The organism is Streptomyces sp. NPDC048185 (assembly GCF_043202495.1).
Lineage (GTDB): Bacteria > Actinomycetota > Actinomycetes > Streptomycetales > Streptomycetaceae > Streptomyces.
This window is the reverse complement of the sequence record NZ_JBIDAN010000018.1, coordinates 59,964-81,255: the sequence shown is the minus strand read 5'-3', so window position 1 is coordinate 81,255 and position 21,292 is coordinate 59,964. Positions and strand designations below refer to the sequence as shown.

Sequence of the window (21,292 nt, the reverse complement as noted above, 5' to 3'; positions counted from 1 at the left end):
TCGCTGTGTATAGTCCTCGCATGCCTTCGCTGACCAGCAAGATGACGAAAACGGGGACCTGGTTGCGCGGGGCCGCGATTCTCGCGGCGGTCGCCTCGCTGACCCTGGCGCTGAGTGGCTGCACGAAGCTCGAGACGAACTCCCCCAGCTCCGTCCGGGGCGCGGCCGGCCCGCAGGCGCGGGCGGCCGGCTTCGGTACCGTCGACTGCCGCAGGGCCAAGTGCATCGCGCTGACCTTCGACGCCGGGCCGAGCGAGAACTCCGCCCGGCTGCTCGACATACTCAAGGAGAAGCAGGTCCCCGCGACCTTCTTCCTGCTCGGCAAGCGGCACATCGACACGTATCCGGACCTGGTCAGGCGCATGGCCGCCGAGGGGCACGAGGTCGCCAGCCACACCTGGACGCACAAGATCCTCACGGACGCGGAACCGGACGAGATACGCGAGGAGCTGGAGCGCCCCAACAAGGAGATAGAGCGCCTGACCGGGCGGCGCCCCACGCTGATGCGCCCGCCGCAGGGCCGCACGGACGACACGGTGCACGGCATCTGCCGCGAGCTGGGGCTGGCGGAGGTGCTGTGGAGCGTGACCGCCAAGGACTACACGACGGACGACTCCGACCTCATCACCGAGCGGGTCCTGGACCAGTCGTCCCGGGACGGCATCATCCTGCTGCACGACATCTACGACGGCACGGTGCCCGCCGTGCCCGGGATCATCGACGCGCTCAAGAGGCGGGGCTACGTGTTCGTGACGGTGCCGCAACTGCTCGCGCCGGGCGAGGCCGTGCCGGGCGAGGTCTACCGCTAGGGGGCGTCGTCCGGATCAGGCCGCTCCAGGCAACGGTGCCTTGCGATCGACCCGAGCGGGGTCTGGTGCGTGCGGCTGCAAGGCGGAGGAGGGCGAAGTCGGGGCCCGGCAACCGACGCCAACGCCGCTGGGGGCACCTCCCACGCCTTCAGGGCAGTGGGGGAGAGCGTGCCGGACCCCGCGACCCCGGCAAGATCCGACGACACCCCCTGGGCCGCCTCCCCCGCCCGGGGACCTGCCGACGGGCGCAGCGGGGACGGCTCCCGCTGCCTACGATCGTCGCGTGGTCATCTTCTCGCTCGAACGCACCGCACCGCTCGCCCCGGACGAGGCATGGCGCCGGCTCACCGCATGGCACCGGCACGGCGACGCGGTGCCGCTGACCCGGGTCCGCGTGCCCACTCCCCCGCCCACCGGGGTGGGCACGGTGGTCGTCGCCCGCTCGGGGCTCGGCCCGTTCGCCTTCGACGACACGATGGAGGTGACCGTCTGGCAGCCCCCGCGGGACGGTGCGCCCGGCCGGTGCCGGCTGGAGAAGCGGGGCCGGCTGGTCAGGGGCTGGGCGGAGATCGAGGTCCGGCCGGGCCCCGGCGGGCGGGCGCGCGTCCTGTGGCGCGAGGAGCTGGACGTCCGCCTGCTGCCGTCCCTGTTCGACGGCGTGCTGGGCCGGTCGGGGCGGTACGTGTTCGGCAGGGCGGTGAACCGGCTGCTCAGACAGCCGTGACGGCTCGGAGGACCGTGACGGCTCGGAGGACCGTGACCGGTCGGGGCGCCGTGACCGGTCGGGGCGCCGTGACCGGTCGGGGCGCCGTAATGCTCAGTCAGCCGTGGCCGGCTCCGTCGGCCCTGACAGCTCAGACAGCCGTGACGGGATGCGTGCCGCTCGCGCCGAGGGAGCCGGTCCATCCGGCCGGGAGCGGGGCGTCCTCGTGATGGATCGGGGTGTGGGCGCCGGTCAGCGGGGCGCCGCTGCCACCGCGCCGGGCGGCGACGATCTCCGCCGCGATCGACAGGGCCGTCTCCTCAGGAGTACGGGCGCCGAGGTCCAGGCCGATGGGGGACCTGAGCCGGGCCAGCTCCGCGTCCGTCACGCCGGCCTCGCGCAGGCGCTCGTTGCGGTCCAGGTGGGTGCGGCGGGAGCCCATCGCCCCGACGTAGGCGACCGGCAGGCGCAGGGCGAGCGCGAGGAGCGGTACGTCGAACTTGGTCTCGTGGGTCAGGACGCACAGCACCGTACGGGCGTCGACGTCCGTGCGCCTCAGGTACTCGTGGGGCCACTCGACGACGACCTCGTCGGCGTCCGGGAAGCGGGCCCGCGTCGCGAAGACGGGGCGCGCGTCGCACACCGTCACGTGGTAACCGAGGAACGTGCCGGCACGGGCCAGCGCCGAGGCAAAGTCGATCGCCCCGAAGACGATCATGCGGGGAGCGGGCACGGAGGACTCGATCAGCAGCGTCAGGGGCGCTCCGCACCGCGAGCCCCGCTCCCCGATCTCCAGCGTGCCCGTACGGCCGGCGTTCAGGAAGGCACCCGCCTCGGCGGCCACCGTGCGGTCCAGGCCGGGGTGCGTGCCGAGGCCGCCGGTGCGGGAGCCGTCCGCCCGGACGGCCAGAGCGCGGCCCGTCAGCTCCGCCGGGCCGCGCACGATCCGCGCCAGCGCCGCCGCCTCCCCCCGCGAGGCGGCGGCGAGAGCTGCGGCGACGGCCGGGCGGGCGGGGTCGTCCGCCCGTACCGGCGTGACGAGGATGTCGATGACCCCGCCGCAGGTCAGACCCACGGCGAAGGCGTCCTCGTCGCTGTAGCCGAAGCGCTCCAGGACGGTTCGCCCGTCCTTCAGCGACTGCCGGCACAGCTCGTACACGGCCCCCTCCACACAGCCGCCGGAGACCGAGCCGATCACCGTGCCCTCGGCGTCCACCGCGAGGGCGGCGCCGGGCGGACGGGGGGCACTGCCGCCGACGGCCACGACGGTGGCCACGGCGACGTCGCGCCCCTGCTCGACCCACCGGTGGAGCTCTTCGGCGATGTCCAGCATGGTCGGTCTCCTTGCCCGCGGTGTTACGGAAGGGGTTCCCCCGGGAGCGGCTAGTGCACGCCCATCCAGCTCTCGATGGGGTTGAGGGCGAAGTAGACGACGAAGATCACCGTCAGTGCCCACATGAACGCGCCGATCTCCCTCGCCCTGCCCTGCGCGACCTTGATGGCGACGTAGGAGATGACGCCGGCCGCGACACCGGTGGTGATGGTGTAGGTGAACGGCATCAGGACGACGGTCAGGAAGACCGGGATCGCGGTGGCCCGGTCGGCCCAGTCCACGTGCCGCGCGTTCATCATCATCATGGCGCCGATGACGACGAGGGCGGCCGAGGCGACCTCCTGCGGCACCAGCGCGGTGATCGGGGTGAAGAAGAGGCAGGCCGCGAAGAACGCGCCGGTGACGACCGAGGCGAGGCCGGTGCGGGCGCCTTCCCCGACGCCGGTCGCGGACTCGACGAAGACGGTCTGGCCGGAGCCGCCCGCGACACCGCCGATGGCGCCGCCGGCACCGTCGATGAACAGCGCCTTCGACAGGCCCGGCATACGGCCCTTGTCGTCGGCGAGCTTGGCCTCGGTGCCGACGCCGATGATGGTGGCCATCGCGTCGAAGAACCCGGCCAGCACCAGCGTGAAGACGATCATGCCGACGGTCATCGCGCCGACGTCGCCCCAGCCGCCGAACTCCAGGTGGCCGAAGAGCGAGAAGTCGGGCATGGAGACGGCGCTGCCGTGCAGTTCCGGGGCGCCGTTGGCCCACTGCTCGGGGTCGATGACCCCGGTGGCGTTCAGCACCGCGGCGACGACGGTTCCGGTGACGATGCCGATCAGGATCGCGCCCGGGGTGTTGCGCGCCTGGAGCATGAAGATCAGCAGCAGGGTGCCGGCGAAGAGCAGGACCGGCCAGCCGGCGAGTTCACCGGCGGGACCGAGGGTGAGCGGGGTGGCCTTGCCCGGGTGGACGAAACCGCCCTTCACCAGGCCGATGATCGCGATGAACAGGCCGATGCCCATGGTGATGCCGTGCTTGAGGGCGAGCGGGATGGCGTTCATGATCATCTCGCGGAGCCCGGTGACCACGAGCAGCATGATGACCACGCCGTACATCACACACATGGCCATGGCCTGCCCCCAGGTCATCTGGGGAACGACCTGTCCGGCGATCACTCCGGACACCGAGAGCCCGGCGGCCAGGGCGAGCGGCACCTTGCCGACGAAGCCCATCAGGAGCGTGGTCACCGCCGCGGCGAGCGCCGTCGCGGTGATCAGGGCCTTCTGGCTCAGGGTGTCGCCCGCGACGTCCTCGCCGCCGAGCAGGATCGGGTTGAGCAGGACGATGTACGCCATCGCCATGAAGGTGGTGATGCCGCCGCGCACCTCACGCGCCACCGTGGAGCCACGGTGGGTTATGTGGAAGTAGCGGTCGAGCCAGGACCGGCCGGCCGGGACGCGGGAACCCGCGCCCGCGTCCTCGGCTGTGGTCTTGGGCTCGACTGACTGCTGGGTCATGGGGTCGTCTCCCAAGGTTCAGAGGGGCACCCGTGTCGACCGCTGGGGCGGCTACGGGATTTGGGACGTGCACGACCCGGGGGACGGCCCGAGACGAACGCATGGGTGGTGGTGCTCCGGGTCCCGCGAGCGAGCGGAATTCCGGATGTGCTCCGGGCGGCGCGGAGGGTGTGACGTTCCGTGCGCCGCCCGGAGGGTCTTGTCACGCCGTGCCGGTGAGGTGTTCCGGCCGTACCGGCGTGCGGTCCAGCGCCAGCCCGGTCGCGTTCCGGACGGCCGCGAGGACCGCCGGTGTGGACGACAGGGTGGGTGCCTCGCCGACGCCGCGCAGCCCGTACGGGGCGTGGTCGTCGGCGAGTTCGAGCACGTCGACGGGGATGGTCGGCGTGTCGAGGATCGTGGGGAGCAGGTAGTCCGTGAAGGACGGGTTCCTGACCCTGGCCGTCTTCGGGTCGACGACGATCTCCTCCATCACGGCGATGCCCAGGCCCTGGACGGTGCCGCCCTGGATCTGGCCGATGACGGAGAGCGGGTTGAGCGCCTTGCCGACGTCCTGGGCGCAGGCCAGTTCGATGACCTTGACCAGGCCGAGTTCGGTGTCGACCTCGACGACGGCGCGGTGCGCGGCGAAGGAGTACTGGACGTGGCCGTTGCCCTGGCCGGTGCGCAGGTCGAAGGGTTCGGTCGGCCGGTGCCGCCACTCCGCCTCGACCTCGACGGCCTCGCCCTCCAGGACGTCGACGAGGTCGGCGAGGACCTCCCCGCCGTCGGTGACGACCTTGCCGCCCTCCAGGAGCAGTTCGGCGGTGGCCCAGGCCGGGTGGTGGGTGCCGTACTTGCGGCGGCCGGTCTCCAGGACCTTCTCGCGGACCAGCTCGCAGGCGTTCTTCACGGCGCCGCCGGTGACGTACGTCTGCCGCGAGGCGGAGGTGGAGCCGGCCGAGCCCACCTGCGTGTCGGCGGGCTGGATGGTGACCTGTGTGACGCCCAGCTCGGTGCGGGCGATCTGCGCGTGGACGGTGACGCCGCCCTGGCCGACCTCCGCCATCGCCGTGTGCACGGTGGCGACGGGCCGGCCGCCGACGACCTCCATGCGGACCTTGGCGGTGGAGTAGTCGTCGAAGCCCTCGGAGAAGCCGACGTTCTTGATGCCGACCGCGTAGCCGACGCCCCGGACGACGCCCTCGCCGTGCGTGGTGTTGGACAGCCCGCCGGGCAGCTGACGGACGTCGGCGCCCTCGCTGGACTCCCACTGGCGTTCCGGCGGCATGGGCATCGCCTTGACGCGGCGCAGGAGTTCGGCGACCGGGGCCGGGGAGTCGACCGGCTGGCCGGTGGGCATGACCGTGCCCTGCTCCATGGCGTTGATCCGGCGGAACTCCACGGGGTCCATGCCGAGTTCCGCGGCCAGCTTGTCCATCTGCGCCTCGTAGGCGAAGCAGGCCTGGACCGCGCCGAAGCCGCGCATGGCGCCGCAGGGCGGGTTGTTGGTGTAGAGGGCGAGGGCCTCGATGTCGACGTCGTCGATCACGTACGGGCCGGCGGACAGCGAGGAGGCGTTGCCGACGACGGCCGGGGAGGCGGAGGCGTAGGCACCGCCGTCCAGGACGATCCGGCACTTCATGTGCGTGAGCTTGCCGTCCCTGGTGGCGCCGTGCTCGTAGTGCAGCCGGGCGGGGTGGCGGTGCACGTGCCCGAAGAAGGACTCGAAGCGGTTGTAGACGATCTTGACCGGCTTGCCGGTGCGCATCGCCAGGAGGCAGGCGTGGATCTGCATGGAGAGGTCCTCGCGCCCGCCGAACGCGCCGCCGACGCCCGACAGCGTCATGCGCACCTTCTTCTCGGGCAGGCCGAGGACCGGGGCGATCTGGCGCAGGTCGGAGTGCAGCCACTGGGTGGCGATGTACAGGTCGACGCCGCCGTCCTCGGCGGGCACCGCGAGGCCGGACTCCGGGCCGAGGAACGCCTGGTCCTGCATGCCGAACCAGTAGTCCCCCTCGACGATCACGTCGGCCCGCCGGGCGGCCGCGTCGGCGTCGCCGCGGACGATCGGCTGGCGGTGCAGGATGTTCGGGTGCGGGACGTGGCCGATGTGGTGGTCGTCGCGGTTCTCGTGGACGAGGACCGCGTCCGGGGCGGTCGCGGAGGCCTCGTCGGTGATGACCGGCAGCTCCCGGTACTCGACCTTGATCTTGGCGGCGGCGCGGCGCGCGGTCTCCGGGTGGTCGGCGGCGACGATCGCCACCGGCTCGCCGTGGTGGCGCACCTTGCCGTGGGCGAGGACCGGGGTGTCCCGGATCTCCAGGCCGTAGGTGCGCACGTCCGTCGGCAGGTCGTCGTAGGTCATGACCGCGTGGACGCCGGGCTGGGCGAGGGCCTCGCCGGTGTCGATGGAGACGATCTCGGCGTGGGCGACCGGGGAGCGCAGGATCTGGCCCCAGAGCATGTCCTCGTGCCACATGTCGGACGAGTACGCGAACTCGCCGGTGACCTTGAGAATGCCGTCCGGGCGGAGCGTGGACTCGCCGATGCCGCCCTTGGTCCCCGAACCCTGGGTGATCCCGGTGGGTGCGCCGTTGGCAGCCATGCTCACACCCCCTCGGACCGGCGGGCGGCCGCCAGGCGGACCGCGTCCATGATCTTCTCGTAGCCCGTGCAGCGGCACAGGTTGCCCGACAGTGCCTCGCGGATGTCCGCGTCGGTCGGGTTCGGGTTGCGCTCCAGCATCTCGTCGGCGGCGACCAGCAGCCCCGGCGTGCAGAAGCCGCACTGGACGGCACCGGCGTCGACGAACGCCTGCTGGATCGGGGCCAGCTCCGTTCCCTCGCCGGTCTGCGAGTCGGTGCCCTGCGCCCGCCACCGCTTGGCCTCGTCGAGTGTCGTGCCCGTGCCGGCGCCCTCTCCACGGCCCTCGGCCCGCTGCCGGGCGAAGTCCGCCAGCCCCTCGACGGTGACGACCTCGCGGCCCTCGGCCTGACCGGCCGCGACCAGGCAGGCGCACACCGGCACGCCGTCCAGGCGGACCGTGCAGGAGCCGCACTCGCCCTGCTCGCAGGCGTTCTTGGACCCGGGCAGGCCGAGCCGCTCGCGCAGCACGTAGAGCAGGGACTCGCCCTCCCACACGTCGTCGGCCTCCAGCGCACGTCCGTTGACCGTGAAGTTGACGCGCATCACGCGGCTCCCTCCGTGGTGCGGCGGGCGTCGCGGTACGCCTCCCAGGTCCAGGTGAGGGTCCGGCGGGCCATGACGCCGACCGCGTGCCGGCGGTAGCTCGCGGTGCCCCGTACGTCGTCGATCGGGTTGCAGGCGGCGGCGCACAGGTCCGCGAACTGCTTGACGGCCGACGGCGTGATGATCTTTCCGTTGTCCCAGAAGCCGCCCTCGTCGAGCGCCGCGTTCAGGAAGTCCTCGGCGGCCTTCGCCCGCACCGGGGTGGGCGCCGCCGAGCCGATGCCGGTGCGGACCGTGCGGGTTTCGGGGTGCAGGGCCAGGCCGAACGCGCACACGGCGATGACCATCGCGTTGCGGGTGCCGACCTTGGAGAACTGCTGCGGGCCGCCGGCCTTCTCGATGTGCACGGCGCGGATCAGCTCGTCGGGCTCCAGCGCGTTGCGCTTCACGCCGGTGTAGAACGCGTCGATCGGGATGCGGCGGGCGCCGCGCACCGACTCGACCTCGACCTCGGCACCGGCGGCGAGCAGCGCGGGGTGGGCGTCGCCGGCCGGGGAGGCGGTGCCGAGGTTCCCGCCCACGCCGCCGCGGTTACGGATCTGCGGGGAGGCGACCGTGTGCGAGGCGAGGGCGAGACCCGGCAGCTCGGTGCTCAGGTTCTCCATGATCTTCGTATAGGGCACGGAGGCACCGAGCCGTACGGAACCCTCCTGGACCTCCCATTCGGTCAGGTCGCCGATGCGGTTCAGGTCCATGAGGTACTCGGGCCGGCGGTGGTCGAAGTTGATCTCGACCATCACGTCGGTGCCACCCGCAAGCGGCACAGCGGTGGGGTGCTCCGCCTTGGCGGCGAGCGCCTCCTCCCAACTGGCGGGGCGAAGGAAGTCCATGGCCGGCTCTCTTCATCGTCTTGGGGGGCGTACGGGTTTGAGCCATTCCGTAGGTGGCGGGCCCGGTTCGTTCATGTGCTGTTCACGTGGAGTGGGCTCAGTACACCGCCCGGTGCTCCACCTGGGTCAGTCGCAGAAACCATGAAGGAGTTGGCTGGCCACGGCAGGCATCTTGTAGATTCGTATGAACGGGGGTCCTCACCAACCTCCTCGTCTTCCTCTGGAAACGGGCGAAACAGCCGCGTGACCTGGAACACAGCTCGGAAGCGGGCGAGCGGCGCTCGCCGGCCCGCCGACCGGCCCCTTGGCCCGGACCCACCACGATCAAGCGAACATTTCGAGACGAAAGAACGGCGGCGACGAGAATGCGGCTGCGCGCACTGCTGGACACCGACGCGCTGGGCCTCAAGCTGCTCGGCGGCGAGGACGAGCTGGACCGCTCCGTCCGGGGCGTGATGACCACCGACCTGCGGGATCCCAGCCGCTATCTCTCCGGCGGGGAGCTGGTCCTCACCGGTCTGGCCTGGCGCCGGGACGCCGCCGACTCCGAGCCGTTCGTCCGGATCCTGGTGCAGGCCGGAGTGGCGGCCCTCGCCGCCGGTGAGGCGGAGCTCGGAAGCGTGCCGGAGGACCTCGTGGTGGCGTGCGCACGGCACCGGCTGCCGCTGTTCGCGGTGCACGAGTCGGTGGCGTTCGCGACCGTCACCGAGCACGTCGTCCGCCAGGTGTCCGGCGAGCGGGCCGGGGACCTGGCCGCCGTGGTGGACCGGCACCGGCGGATGATGACCTCCGGGCCGGCGGGCGGCGGCCCGGACGTGGTCCTCGACCTGCTCGGCTCCGACCTCGACCTGCGGGCCTGGGTGCTGTCCCCGACCGGGCGGCCGGTCGCCGGGCCGGAGGACTCGGGTCCGGTGCTGCCCGCCGAGGTGTGCGCGAAGCTGGCGGCGGAGCACCTGGCCGCGACCCGCGCGGGCCGCCGGGCACCGCATCGGGTGACGGTCGCCGGGACGACGTACAGCCTCTTCCCGGTCCGCAGCACCGGCCGTGCCCCGCAGGCCGCGCGGGACGTGCGCGAGAGCGTGCTGTCCGACTGGCTGCTGGTCGTGGAGGCGGACGCCGGGGAGTGGGCCGAGGAGCGGCTCGACCTGCTGCACGGCGTCACCCAGCTGATAGCGGTCGAACGCGACCGGCGGGACGCGGCACGCACGGTGCGGCGGCGGCTCGCGCAGGAGGTGCTGGAGCTGGTGCAGACGGGCGCGGCGCCCGCCGAGATCGCGGCCCGGCTGCGGGTCGCGGCGCCCGTGCTGCTGCCGGGTCTCGGCGCGGCCCCGCACTGGCAGGTCGTCGTGGCCCGCGTCGAGTGGGAGGACGGCGAGGTCGAGGACGGACCGGTCGCCCAGCGGCTCCTGGAGGAGATCCTCGTCGACCCGATGGCGGCGGGCCCCGAGCCCTCCGACCGCATCGCCGTGGCGCACACCGGCGAGGAGGCCATCGCGCTGGTGCCGCTGCCCGCGGTCTCCAGCGAGCACGACGGGTCCGAGGCCGGGATCCTCGCCGACGCGCTGCTGACGTCCGTGCGGGACCCGCTGTCGGCCGGGCTGGACGGCGACGGGCGCCTCACGCTCGGCGTCAGCGCGGCCGTCCACTCGGCGGAGGGGCTGCGCGGGGCGCTGGAGGAGGCCCGGCACGCGCGGCGGGTCGCCGCGGCCCGGCCCGGCCGGGTGTGCGCGGCGGGCCACCAGGAACTGGCCTCGCACGTGCTGTTGCTCCCGTTCGTCCCGGACGACGTGCGCCGGGCCTTCACGGCCCGGCTGCTGGACCCGCTGCGGGACTACGACCGCCGCCACCGCGCCGAGCTGATCCCGACGCTGGAGGCGTTCCTCGACAGCGACGGCTCCTGGACGCGCTGCGCGACCCGGCTCCACCTGCACGTCAACACGCTGCGCTACCGCGTCGGGCGGATCGAGCAGTTGACGGGGCGTGACCTGTCGCGGCTGGAGGACAAGCTCGATTTCTTCCTGGCACTGCGCATGAGCTGAGACACGGCGGCCGAGGGGCCCAAACCTCGGCCGCCGAATCTCCCACCACTTTGTGAAATCTTTCACCCACCCCCTTGGCCGGGCCCCTGGATTCGTGCTGAGATGCGGCCACCACTCGACGGCTCGATGGCGTGCTTGGGGAGGGCGACGTGGCGCATTCCGCCATGGCTGGTTCTGGTTGGGGAACGACCGAGGGTGACGATCCGCTCCAGACCGCGGTGTGGCGGCTGCGCTCGCGCGCCTGCTGGGCCGACGCGGTGTCCCTGCTGCAGCCGGTCACCGCGGCCACCGCGCTGCAGCGGGCCTCGCTGCTCGTGGAGCGGTGCCTGTACACCGAGCAGGGCTGGGCCGAGGCGGAGGACGCGCTGCGCACCGCGGAGGCACTGGCCCACACCGACGACGAGCGCGGGGCCGCCGCCTGCGAGCGCGGGCAGCTCGCCTACGCCGCCACCGTGCACGGGGTGCGCGACCGGGCCGACGAGGCACGGGCCGCGCTCGGCCGGGCGGCGGCGCTGATCGCGCCGGGGGCGCGGGGGCGGGCGCTGCTGGACTTCCGGCGCGGGCTCGTCGCGGAGAACCTGACCCGCTCGCCGCAGGCCGCCCGCGCGGCGTACCGGCGGGCGCATGCCGGGGCGACCGCGCAGGGGGATCCGCTGCTCCAGTCGTCCACCTGGCGGCATCTGGCCGGACTCGCGCTCAGGGAGGGCGAGTTGGCGGACGCGCGGCACGGCTTCGCCGAGTCGCTCCGCATCCGCGAGGAGCTGGGGTACCTGGTCGGTACGGCCCCGGCGCTGGTGTCGCTCGCGGACGCGGAGTCGGAACCGGAGGCCTCACGGCTGCGGGAGGAGGCCCGCCGGCTGCTGCGCCTGCTCGGCGGCGTCCCCACCTGGCTGGCCCGCCGGCTGACCCCGCCGGCGGCGGGGGCGGCGACGGCCTGACGGGGGCGGCGGGCGGGCCGGCCGGCCGGAGGGGATCAGGGGGATCTGCTCCAGCGGGGCGACGTCGCCGCCCATGCCCTGTCCCACTCGGCGAGGTTGCGCCGGTGCAGCAGCAGGCCGGTGATGCCGTGCGCCGCGAGACCGGTGAGGGTGACGCCCAGGAAGGCGAGGATCGCCCAGCCCATCGCGCGGCTGCGGATCTGCCCGGCGTCCAGCGGCGGGTCGGTGATCCCGCCCGCCGTGTCCACCCAGACCAGGACGGTGCTGTCCGCGGGCAGCCCGGGCTCGACGTCGGCCCTGCCCGTTCTCGTCGCGCCGTCCGGCGCGGTGAAGCGGACCTCGACCGGGTAGCGGGTCTTCCGCGCCTCGTCCGACCCGGGTTCCGGGTGGCGCGGGGCGTCGTGGACGAGGACCGCGGGCACGTGGTCGCGACCGCGTTCCTGGTGCGCCGCGGCGTCGCGGTAGTGCCGGTACGCCGCGTCGCCGGCCGTGAACATCGCCGCCGGTGCCGCCGCCAGCACGGCGAACAGCAGTCCGAGGGCGATCCACGCCTGCGTCCGGTCGGTGCGCCGCCGCAAGGAGTTGCGGCGCCACCGCCACAGCAGCAGGTACGGGTGCTGTCGGGGCGCGGGGGCCGGAGGTGGCTGTGCTCGCGGTATGTCGCCGGCCACGGTGTGCCTCCTTCCAGGGTCCGGACAGACGGAGCGGGCGGCCGTGGGTGCCGGTGCCGGCCGCGGCGGCGGCGGGGGACGGGGGCGTCGCCGCCGCGGCCGGCACCGGGGGTGGGGCCGTGGTCAGTGGGGGCACCCCTCCGGTGGACCGGGGTCCGTGTCGGGGTCCGTGGCCGACGGGTGGGCGTGGGCGGCCTCCAGGAGCCTCGCGGCACCGCGGACCGCGGCGGTGTGCGGCGCCGGTACGGCCCGCAGGGGAGCGTGCAGCGTGTCGGTGAGACGGCAGGTGATCTCGGGACGCAGGGCTCCCCCGCCGGCCAGCAGGGGCCCCCGGCCCAGGGCGTCGACGGTCAGGGACGTCCGGTCCTGGCGCAGCATCGACGTCACCATGTCGACCACCGCCTCCGCGATCCGCGTCGCCGGGGTGGCGGCGTCCAGATCGTCGGTGCCCAGCGCGGTGCGGCGCGCGTCGAAGACGGCGCCGTCCACCAGCAGCACCACCTCGGTGAGACGGGCGCCGAGGTCCACCACCAGCAGCGGCCGGCACAGGTCCGCCCCGGCCGCCAGGGCGACGGCCCGCGCGCTGGGGACGGTCAGCACGCTGCGCGGCCGCAACACCTCCACCGCCGTACGCGCCTCGGTGCGGTAGGCGAACCCGTCCAGGACGGGCGCGGTCACCACGACCAGCGGGCGGGTGAAGCGGGGCAGGCGGTGGCCGAGCAGCCGGTCGAGCATCCGGGCCGTGCCCGGGGTGTCGACGATGGAGCCGCGCTGGATCGGGTACACCGCCCCGGCGCCGGGGAAGGTCACCGTCGGCACGTCGAGGATCATGCCCCGCCCGGCGATCCAGGCACGGGTGCGCGCGCTGCCCATGTCGAGGACGACGCCGCCGCACTGCCGGCACAGGGGCCACGGCCGGTGCCGGGGCAGGGCGGCACGGGTCCGCCGGACCGCGGTCATCGTCCGGCCTCCCGCACCTGCTGGCAGCGAGCGCAGTAGCGGGCCTGGGGGACGATCACCAGACGCTCGCGGGCAATGGGACGCCGGCACAGATGGCAGGAGCCGTAGCGGCCCTCGGCCATGCGGTCGAGCGCGGCCTCCACGTCGGCGAGGACCATGCGGGCGGAGGCCGCGAGCTGGCCCCGTACCTCGGCCTGCGCGGCGGAGCCCGGCGGACGCCGGCCGCCGGCGGGGGGCCGCGCGGTCGTGATCTGCCGCAGCTGCTCCTGCCGGAACAGCCGCTGTTCGAGGAGGCTGTCCCGGAGGGCGGCGAGGTCCTCGGGCGACAGACGCGTGTCGCGGTCGCCGATGGTCTGTTGGTTCACCACTTCACCCCTCAGCAGGGCGGGAGAGAAAGGCTGGACGGACGGTGCTCAGGCGGCGGCGCGGCGCTGGCAGGCGACGCAGTACCGCGTGTAGGGGAGGATCTCCAGGCGCTCGCCCGGCACGGGCTTGGCACAGCCCAGGCAGGTGCCGTAGGTGCCGTTCTCGACCCGTGCGAAGGCCTCCTCGATCTCCTTGAGCACCCGCTCGATGGCCGTCTTCTGCGCGGACATCAGCTGGTCGTCCTGGCCGTTCTCGCCGAGGGCCTGGAGCTGGGTCATACGGGTGTTGCGCGCGTGCTCGAGGCGCTGGCGGGCCTCGTGAGCGGTCAGCCGCTCGGGGCGGGGTTCGATGCGGGAGGCGTCGAGCGACACGGTGATTCCTTCTCTCGGACGTGCGGGGTCGTGGGGCGGGCCGCCGGGAGCACGGGAGTACGGCCCGCCGGCCGCGGGTGCGGCCGGTCGCCGGGGCCGCGGCGGGGGCCGGCGGCGCGACGACATCCCGGTCACCTCGACCCTGGCCGGACCGGCGGCGGATTCCCATCGGGCGCGGGCCCCATTTGCCCGGGGGCGGAGCATCCACTCCGCGGCCCGCGGAGGCGGCCGTATGGGTGCGGCGCTCCCTGGAAATGGGGGTCGGACCCCATCGACCCGGCGGGGCGGAAGGGGCAGGCTGGGCGCAGGCTCGGTCGTGACCAAGGGCCGCAGCTCCGACCGGGGTGCGCGATGACCGAAGGCAGAGGCTTGCCGCGTCGCAGAAGGAGGCGTCCCCCGTTGTCCCTGTTCTGGCGGATCTTCGGGCTCAACGCGGTGGTGCTGGGCTTTGCCACGGCGCTGCTGCTGTGGGCCCCGGTGACCGTCTCCGTACCGGTCCTGCTGACCGAGGCCGCCGTCCTGGTGGGCGGCATGGCCGTCATGCTGGTCGCCAACGGCGCGCTGCTGCGCTGGGGCCTGTCGCCGCTGGACCGGCTCACGAAGCTGATGACCACGGTCGACCTGCTGCGCCCCGGCCAGCGGCTCCCGGTGTCCGGCGGCGGTGAGGTCCCCGAGCTGATCCGCACCTTCAACGCCATGCTCGACCGCCTGGAGCACGAGCGTGCCACCAGCAGCGCCCGCGTCCTGCTCGCCCAGGAGGCGGAACGGCGCCGTATCGCGCAGGAGCTGCACGACGAGGTCGGGCAGAGCATGACCGCGATCCTGCTCGTGCTGGGGCGTGCGGCGGACGACGCCGACCAGCCGCTGCGCGACGAACTGCACCAGGCGCAGGAGATCACCCGGGAGAGCCTGGACGAGGTGCGCCGCCTGGTGCGCCGGCTGCGGCCCGGTGTCCTGGACGACCTCGGCCTGATCAGCGCGCTGACCTCGCTCACGCACGACTTCGCCACCCACACCGGCCTCAGGGTCGTCCGCCGCTTCGAGGCCGACCTGCCCGCCCTGGACCACGAGACGGAGCTGGTCCTCTACCGCGTCGCGCAGGAGAGCCTGACCAACGCCGCCCGCCACGCGGACGCCGAGCGCCTGGAGGTCGGCCTCGGCCGGGCCGACGGCGCGGTGGTGCTCACGATCACCGACGACGGCCGCGGCATCGAGGCGGCGTGCGAGGGCGCGGGGATCCGCGGCATGCGCGAACGAGCCCTGCTGATCGGGGCCGCCCTCGACATCACCTCGGCGCCCGGGGCCGGCACCCGGATCCGCCTCGCCGCCCCCGTACCCGCATCCAGGAAGCAGCCCTGACCATGTCCGACCCGTCCCTGCCCGCCCCGTCCGCTCCCGAGGCGACCGCGTCCGCACCGGCCGCGTCCGGGCCGCCCGCGCGTGACCCGTCCCGGATCCGCATCCTGCTCGCCGACGACCACGCGCTGGTACGCCGCGGTGTGCGCCTGATCCTCGACCGGGAGCCGGACCTCGAAGTGGTCGCGGAGGCCGGGGACGGCGCCGAGGCCATCGACATGGCCCGCGCCCGTGCCGTGGATCTCGCGGTGCTGGACATCGCGATGCCCCGGCTGACCGGTCTGCAGGCGGCCCGGGAGCTGTCGGCGCTGAAACCGGGCCTGCGCATCCTGATGCTGACGATGCACGACAACGAGCAGTACCTGTTCCAGGCGCTGAAGTCGGGCGCCTGCGGATACGTGCTGAAGTCCGTCGCCGACCGGGACCTGGTCGCCGCCTGCCGGGCCGCGATGCGCGACGAGCCGTTCCTCTACCCCGGCGCGGTCACGGCCCTGATCCGCAACTACCTCGACCGGGTCCGGCACGGCGAGGAGACCGCCGGCCACGTCCTCACCCCCCGCGAGGAGGAGGTCCTCAAGCTCGTCGCCGAGGGCCATTCGTCGAAGGAGATCGCCGAGATCCTCTTCATCAGCGTCAAGACCGTCCAGCGGCACCGGGCGAACCTGCTGCAGAAGCTCGGCCTGCGCGACCGGCTGGAGCTGACCCGGTACGCCATCCGGGCCGGCCTCATCGAACCCTGACCCCTCTCCCCCCTCCCCCGGACCGCCCGGGGCTCTGGTCGCCCACTCCCCGGCCGGAGCCCCGGGCTCACCCCCGCGCACCCACCACGAAAGGGGACGGCGCATGCGCCGCGCGCCCTGGGCCCGCCACCCGGACGATTCGGGGTACGCGGGGTCCGGCGTGCGCCTGACCGGCCGTCCGGCGCCCGAGGCCGACGCCGGCCCTGCCACGCCCCGGCTGCGGGCCGTCGTGCCTCCCCCGGTGCCTGAACGGCCGGGGAGGTACCCCGAGGGGCGGCACGGGCGGGCGGTGGGGGTCCCCCCGCGCGAGCGCAGCCGAGCGTGGGGGAGGCACCCCGGCAGCGCCGGCGAGGCACCCCGGCCCGCCCCACGGCCGGCCCGCCGGCACGACCCGTCCCCGGACGACCGCCGCGGGCCCCGACGCCACTCCCCCGGCCGGTCCGGTGGGCGGGTCCTCCGGACGGACCCGGGCACCGCAGGCCGACGGCTCGGGACGGCGGTCACCGTACTGCTGGCCGTCCTGCTGGCCCTGGTCCCGGCGTGGCCCGCGCCCGGGGCGCGCGTCGCACCCGGCGGACCGCTCCCGGGCCACTCCGTCACGGCGGTCCCCCGCCCGGACGCCGGCTTCCACGCCGACGACGGCTGCCCGAGCCCCTGCGCCACCCACGCCAGGCCGCGCCTCGACCCCCTCGGCGAGCGCGCCCCGGCGCCGGGCCACCTCGCCGTCACGGCGCACGGGACCGGTGTCGTCCCGGCCGCCCACGGGCGGCACGACCCGACGACGCGCCGCACCCCGCCCGTCTCCCCCGGCCGCACGGGCCACGACCGCGGGCGGGCGCCTCCCGCGCCTCCCGGCACCTGACGATCCGCCCTTCTCCTTCCTTCTTCCGCCGCGGCCGTGCCGGCCGCCGCCGCGGCGTGCCTGCCGGAGGCCCGTGTGAAGCGTTCACGTCCCCGTACCCGTCCCCGACCCCGTTCCCGCTCGCAGTCCCGGGCGCTGCGCCTGCGCGCGCTGGTCGCCCTGGCCGTGATGGCCGCCGCGGTGGCCGTCGCCCTGACCGTGCCGGTGCGCCTCGGACTCGATCTGCGCGGCGGCACCCAGATCGTGCTGGAGACCAGATCCACGTCCACCACCGAGGCCGGCCGCGAGGCCACCGACCGCACCGTGGAGGTGCTGCGCGGCCGGATCGACGCGCTGGGCGTCGCCGAGCCGACCATCGTCCGCTCCGGCGACGACCGCGTCGTCGTCGAGCTCCCGGGCGTGCAGGACCCGAAGAAGGCGGCCGACGTGCTGGGCCGCACCGCTCAGCTCACCGTCCACCCGGTGCTCGGCACCGCCGGGACGCCGGGAGACCCCGCCGAGCCGCCCGCCGGCACGTCGCGGGAGCGCGTCCTGCCGGACGAGTCCGGCCAGTCGCTGCGGCTGGCGACGGCCGCCCTGACCGGTCAGGACGTCCAGGGCGCCGAGGCCCGTTTCGACCAGCAGAACGGCGCCGGCTGGCACGTCACCGTGGACTTCGAGGACCAGGGCAGCGACCGGTGGGCCCGGGTGACCGGCGAGGCCGCCTGCCACCCGGCCGGCGACCCGCAGCGCCGCGTCGCCATCGTGCTCGACGACAAGATCATCTCCTCGCCGCAGGTCGACCCCTCGGTGGCCTGCGGGGCGGGCATCTCCGGCGGCTCCACGCAGATCACCGGCTCCTTCGACGACGCCGAGGCCCGTGAGCTGGCCCTGCTCGTCGAGGGCGGCGCCCTGCCCGTGCCGGTGGAGACCGTGGAGCAGCGCACCATCGGCGCCACCCTGGGTGACGAGGCCATCGCGGCCGGCGCCCGGGCCGCCGTCATCGGCACCGCGCTGACCGCGCTGTTCATCGTCGTCGTCTACCGGCTCATGGGCGCCCTCGCCACCGTCGCCCTGCTCTGCTACGGCGTCATCTCCTACGCGGCCCTGGCCGCGGTCGGCGCGACGCTGACCCTGCCGGGACTGGCCGGCTTCGTCCTGGCGATCGGCATGGCGGTGGACGCCAACGTCCTGGTGTTCGAACGGGCGCAGGAGGAACAGGCCCTGCGCACCCGTCCCAGTACGCGTTCGGCGCTGACGACCGGCTTCCGCAGCGCCTTCAGCGCGATCGCCGACTCCAACATCACCACGCTGATCGCCGCCGCCCTGCTGTTCTTCCTGGCCTCCGGTCCGGTGAAGGGCTTCGGCGTCACCCTGGGCATCGGTGTCCTCGCCTCCATGGTCAGCGCCCTGGTGATCACCCGGGTGCTCGCCGAGTTCGCCGCCGGCCGCCCGTCGGTCTTCCGCCGCCCGCACCTCACCGGCATCTTCACCACCGGCCCGGTCCGTGACGCCCTGCTGCGGCGCGACCCCCACCTGATGCGCCGGCCGCGCCGCTGGCTGGCCGCCTCCGGCATCGTCCTGGTGCTGGCCGGCTCGGGCATCGTGGTCCGCGGCCTCGACTTCGGCATCGAGTTCACCGGCGGACGGCTCATCGAGTACTCCACGGCGACCGAGGTCGATCCCGACCGGGCCCGCACCGCGCTCGCCGACGCGGGCTTCCCGCGCGCGGTCGTGCAGTCCTCCGGCGACGACGGCCTCACGGTGCGCACCGAGGAACTGACCGACGCGGAGGCGGCCACCGTCACCGGGACGATCGCCGGGCTCGGCGGCGAGACGGAGAAGGTCCGCGACGAGCTGATCGGCCCCAGCCTCGGCGCGGAGCTGCGCCGGGACGCCCTCGTCGCCCTCGGCCTGGCCCTCGGCGCCCAGCTCCTGTATCTGGCCGCCCGTTTCCGGTGGCTGTTCGGTACCGCGGCCGTGGGCGCGCTGGCGCACGACGTGATCATCCTGGTCGGGGTGTTCGCCTGGCTCGGCAAGCCCTTCGACGGGGTCTTCCTGGCGGCCCTGCTGACCGTCATCGGCTACTCGGTCAACGACTCGGTGGTCCTGTTCGACCGTATCCGGGAGCTGCTCGGCAAGGACGGCAGGACGCCGTTCGCCCGGCTCACCGACCGGGCGATCCTGCAGACGCTGCCGCGCACGGTCAACACCGGGATGGGCGCGGTGCTGATCCTCGCCTCGCTGGCGGTCCTCGCCCGGGACTCGCTCACCGATTTCGCCGTCGCCCTGCTCATCGGTGTGGTGGTCGGCACCTACTCGTCGGTGTTCACCGCCGCCCCGCTCGCCGTCGAGCTGCACGGCCGCGACGCCGGGCGGCGGGCCCCGCGCCGCCCGGACGGGGCCCGCGGGAAGCCGGCGGCACGGCAGCGGTCTGGGGAGCGCGAGCCCGGACAGGTGCCGCAGGAGGTCCCCCAGGGCCGGTGAGGGCCGGGCGGGCGGCACCGGCCCGTCAGGTGGCGGCGTAGTGATCCGCCACCAGCGCCCGTACCACGTCCTGGTCGCCGGCGATCAGCGCGTCCAGCAGGGCCGTGTGCTCGTGCGCGTCGGCGATCAGGTCGGCCCGTCCCCGCGTCGCGGGGGCGCCGGCCGGCGGCCACTGCGCACGGCGGTGCAGGTCGCCGGCGACCCGTACGAGCTGGTCGTTGCCGGCGAGCGCGAGCACCTCGCGGTGGAAGGCGCGGTCGGACTCGGCGTATGTCGCCGGGCAGCCTGAGGACGCGGCCCGGACGGTGGCCTCGGCGACGGGGCGCAGCCGGGCCCAGCGTTCGGCGGGCACCGTGCGGGCCAGCCGCAGCAGCACCGGCACCTCGATCAGGGCGCGGACCTCGGCGAGCTCGGCGAGTTCCCGGGCGTCCCGCTCGACGACGCGGAAGCCGCGGTTGGGGACGACCTCGACGGCGCCCTCCAGGGCGAGCTGCTGCATCGCCTCGCGTACGGGGGTGGCGGAGACACCGAAGCGTTCGCCGAGCACGGGCGCCGAGTACACCTCGCCGGGGCGCAGCTCTCCGGCGACCAGTGCGGTGCGCAGGGCGTCGAGGACCTGCCCGCGCACGGAGGACCGCCGCACCAGGGCGCGGGGGGCGTCGAGCGGCCGTTCACCGTGCGTGTGCTCGCCGCGCACGACGCCGGCCCGGTCCGGCCCACCGCCCCGCTCCCGGTCCGCCGCACCGGGCTGAACCGGCACCCGGGCCCGCCTCGCGGCGCCCGTGCGCGGGCCGTCCGTCCCGGCGGAGCCCTGCGCGCCCTGCTTCACGGGGGTCCTCCTCAGGGACGTATCGGTGGTCGGGGTCGTGACGGTGGGGTGCCGTCCGGTCCGTCACACACCATAAGGGCTCGACCCTCCGCTTCCCCTGCCGGAGATCTTGAGTAAGGTAAGGCTTACCTCAAGCAATCCGTCGCCCTGATGTGGATCGGTGGTCCCGCATGCCTGTCTCCCACCCGGCCGTCGCGGACTCCTACGCGCGCCTGTCCGAGGTTCTGCCGGGGCTGGGCGTCACGGTGCCGGACTCCGGGGAGGAGCTGCCCGCCGGGGGCGGCTGGGTCGCCGCCGCCTCGCTCGCCGCGGGCGGGGCGGAGCTGGACGCCTTCCTCGCCTGGGACGACGCCCAGGTGGTGCGGGACTACGGGCAGCGCGCCCGGCCGGACGTGATCGCGAGCTTCGGTCTGCACCGGTACGCCTGGCCGGCCTGCCTGCTGATCACGGTGCCCTGGTTCCTCCACCGCAGGGTGCCGCGCTACCCGGCCGGCCACGTCGCCTACGACCGCACGGCCGCGGGACTGCCGCTGGGCCGCATGGCCGCGCGGCCCAGCGGCTTCGCGTGCCTGCCCGGCGACCCCGCCGCCGCGCTGCCCGGCGCCCGGGTGGTCACCGACGAGGAGGCGCTGCGGGCCGAGGTGAGGGCCGCGGTCGCCGAGCACCTGGAACCGGTGCTGGCCGGCTTCGGGCCGCGGATGCGCCGGCGGGGGCGGGCCCTGTGGGGCATGGCGACCGACGAGGTCGTCGAGGGCCTGTGGTACGTCGCCCACCTCTTCGGCGAACAGGAGCGCGCCCGGCGGGAACTGGAACTGCTGCTGCCCGGGGCGACCAAGCCGTACGTCGGCAAGGCCGCGTTCCGGGAGCTGACCGGTCCGGACGGCGAGCCGCTGCACACCCGGGACCGGGCGAGCTGCTGCATGTTCTACACGCTGCGCCCCGAGGACACGTGCGCCACCTGCCCGCGCACCTGCGACGCGGACCGCGTCGACAAGCTGCTCGCCACCGCCGGTTGAGCCGCCCGCGGGTCCGGCCGCCCGGCGCCGCCCGCTAAGATCGTCCGGACCGGGGCCGCCCGCCGCCGGCGGCCTGTTTCACAACTTCCCCACGCGCCGCGGGAACTTTCCGCGGAACCACCCGTACGGGTATTCTTGTTCGAACTCAACTCCCGTCCCTCAAGCGGCAGTTCGAGCAGAACGCCGTCCCCGGGCATCCCCCCTCACTCCCTCGGCGGCCTCTTGCCCCGAAACCCCCTGAGGGCTGCCGGGTTTGGGCCACCA

General features: G+C 74.4%; 19 protein-coding genes. 9 read left to right on the top strand and 10 right to left on the bottom strand.

Annotation, left to right across the window (positions count from 1 at the left end):
• The first annotated feature begins 20 nt into the window (after positions 1-20).
• On the top strand, positions 21-809 hold the full coding sequence (locus ACGF3H_RS35365) for a polysaccharide deacetylase family protein (RefSeq protein WP_362495858.1): 789 nt from the start codon (positions 21-23) through the stop codon (positions 807-809).
• A gap of 283 nt (positions 810-1,092) precedes the next feature.
• Complete coding sequence (locus tag ACGF3H_RS35360) at positions 1,093-1,533, top strand: SRPBCC family protein (protein ID WP_362495861.1); 441 nt, start codon at positions 1,093-1,095, stop codon at positions 1,531-1,533.
• A 130-nt stretch (positions 1,534-1,663) separates the two neighbouring features.
• On the opposite strand, the gene ACGF3H_RS35355 is transcribed toward ACGF3H_RS35360, so the two are convergent.
• The 5 genes from ACGF3H_RS35355 to ACGF3H_RS35335 form a co-directional block, all read right to left on the bottom strand.
• Complete coding sequence (locus ACGF3H_RS35355; RefSeq protein ID WP_362495863.1) at positions 1,664-2,845, bottom strand: XdhC/CoxI family protein; 1,182 nt, start codon at positions 2,843-2,845, stop codon at positions 1,664-1,666.
• A 50-nt stretch (positions 2,846-2,895) separates the two neighbouring features.
• Positions 2,896-4,353 (bottom strand): NCS2 family permease, encoded by a 1,458-nt coding sequence (locus ACGF3H_RS35350; protein WP_362495865.1) that lies wholly within the window; start codon positions 4,351-4,353, stop codon positions 2,896-2,898.
• A gap of 202 nt (positions 4,354-4,555) precedes the next feature.
• Positions 4,556-6,940 (bottom strand): molybdopterin cofactor-binding domain-containing protein, encoded by a 2,385-nt coding sequence (locus ACGF3H_RS35345; protein WP_362495868.1) that lies wholly within the window; start codon positions 6,938-6,940, stop codon positions 4,556-4,558.
• A 2-nt stretch (positions 6,941-6,942) separates the two neighbouring features.
• Entirely contained in the window at positions 6,943-7,524 is a 582-nt protein-coding gene (locus ACGF3H_RS35340; protein WP_362495871.1) for a (2Fe-2S)-binding protein, read from the bottom strand.
• Entirely contained in the window at positions 7,524-8,414 is an 891-nt protein-coding gene (locus ACGF3H_RS35335; RefSeq protein WP_362495873.1) for a xanthine dehydrogenase family protein subunit M, read from the bottom strand. Before ACGF3H_RS35335 ends, ACGF3H_RS35340 begins: the two co-directional genes overlap by 1 nt.
• A gap of 365 nt (positions 8,415-8,779) precedes the next feature.
• Between ACGF3H_RS35335 and ACGF3H_RS35330 the strand changes: the two genes are divergently transcribed.
• Positions 8,780-10,453 (top strand): PucR family transcriptional regulator ligand-binding domain-containing protein, encoded by a 1,674-nt coding sequence (locus ACGF3H_RS35330; protein WP_362495876.1) that lies wholly within the window; start codon positions 8,780-8,782, stop codon positions 10,451-10,453.
• 149 nt (positions 10,454-10,602) lie between these two features.
• Positions 10,603-11,391, top strand: coding sequence for a hypothetical protein (locus ACGF3H_RS35325; protein WP_362495878.1), 789 nt, complete (start codon positions 10,603-10,605; stop codon positions 11,389-11,391).
• 35 nt (positions 11,392-11,426) lie between these two features.
• On the opposite strand, the gene ACGF3H_RS35320 is transcribed toward ACGF3H_RS35325, so the two are convergent.
• From ACGF3H_RS35320 to ACGF3H_RS35305, 4 genes are all read right to left on the bottom strand, one after another.
• The gene (locus ACGF3H_RS35320; protein WP_362495881.1) at positions 11,427-12,062 is read right to left on the bottom strand and encodes a hypothetical protein; all 636 of its coding nucleotides are present in this window, start codon (positions 12,060-12,062) and stop codon (positions 11,427-11,429) included.
• Between the two features lie 123 nt (positions 12,063-12,185).
• Positions 12,186-13,022 (bottom strand): rod shape-determining protein, encoded by an 837-nt coding sequence (locus ACGF3H_RS35315; protein WP_362495884.1) that lies wholly within the window; start codon positions 13,020-13,022, stop codon positions 12,186-12,188.
• The gene (locus ACGF3H_RS35310) at positions 13,019-13,390 is read right to left on the bottom strand and encodes a TraR/DksA C4-type zinc finger protein (RefSeq protein ID WP_362495886.1); all 372 of its coding nucleotides are present in this window, start codon (positions 13,388-13,390) and stop codon (positions 13,019-13,021) included. Before ACGF3H_RS35310 ends, ACGF3H_RS35315 begins: the two co-directional genes overlap by 4 nt.
• A 45-nt stretch (positions 13,391-13,435) precedes the next feature.
• Positions 13,436-13,759, bottom strand: a complete 324-nt coding sequence (locus ACGF3H_RS35305) for a TraR/DksA C4-type zinc finger protein (protein WP_362495889.1) — start codon at positions 13,757-13,759, stop codon at positions 13,436-13,438.
• A 399-nt stretch (positions 13,760-14,158) separates the two neighbouring features.
• Between ACGF3H_RS35305 and ACGF3H_RS35300 the strand changes: the two genes are divergently transcribed.
• The 4 genes from ACGF3H_RS35300 (at position 14,159) to secD (ending at position 19,183) form a co-directional block, all read left to right on the top strand.
• Entirely contained in the window at positions 14,159-15,118 is a 960-nt protein-coding gene (locus ACGF3H_RS35300) for a HAMP domain-containing sensor histidine kinase (RefSeq protein WP_362495891.1), read from the top strand.
• 2 nt (positions 15,119-15,120) lie between these two features.
• Positions 15,121-15,855, top strand: a complete 735-nt coding sequence (locus ACGF3H_RS35295) for a response regulator transcription factor (RefSeq protein ID WP_362495894.1) — start codon at positions 15,121-15,123, stop codon at positions 15,853-15,855.
• Positions 15,856-15,958: 103 nt separating this feature from the next.
• On the top strand, positions 15,959-16,717 hold the full coding sequence (locus tag ACGF3H_RS35290; RefSeq protein WP_362495897.1) for a hypothetical protein: 759 nt from the start codon (positions 15,959-15,961) through the stop codon (positions 16,715-16,717).
• Positions 16,718-16,792: 75 nt separating this feature from the next.
• Complete coding sequence (gene secD, locus ACGF3H_RS35285; protein ID WP_362495900.1) at positions 16,793-19,183, top strand: protein translocase subunit SecD; 2,391 nt, start codon at positions 16,793-16,795, stop codon at positions 19,181-19,183.
• 25 nt (positions 19,184-19,208) lie between these two features.
• Here secD and ACGF3H_RS35280 read toward each other — a convergent pair whose 3' ends face one another.
• The gene (locus ACGF3H_RS35280; RefSeq protein ID WP_362495903.1) at positions 19,209-20,012 is read right to left on the bottom strand and encodes a GntR family transcriptional regulator; all 804 of its coding nucleotides are present in this window, start codon (positions 20,010-20,012) and stop codon (positions 19,209-19,211) included.
• Positions 20,013-20,182: 170 nt separating this feature from the next.
• Between ACGF3H_RS35280 and ACGF3H_RS35275 the strand changes: the two genes are divergently transcribed.
• Positions 20,183-21,028: a (2Fe-2S)-binding protein gene (locus ACGF3H_RS35275; RefSeq protein WP_362495907.1), complete on the top strand. Its 846-nt coding sequence runs from the start codon at positions 20,183-20,185 to the stop codon at positions 21,026-21,028.
• Positions 21,029-21,292: the final 264 nt, after the last annotated feature.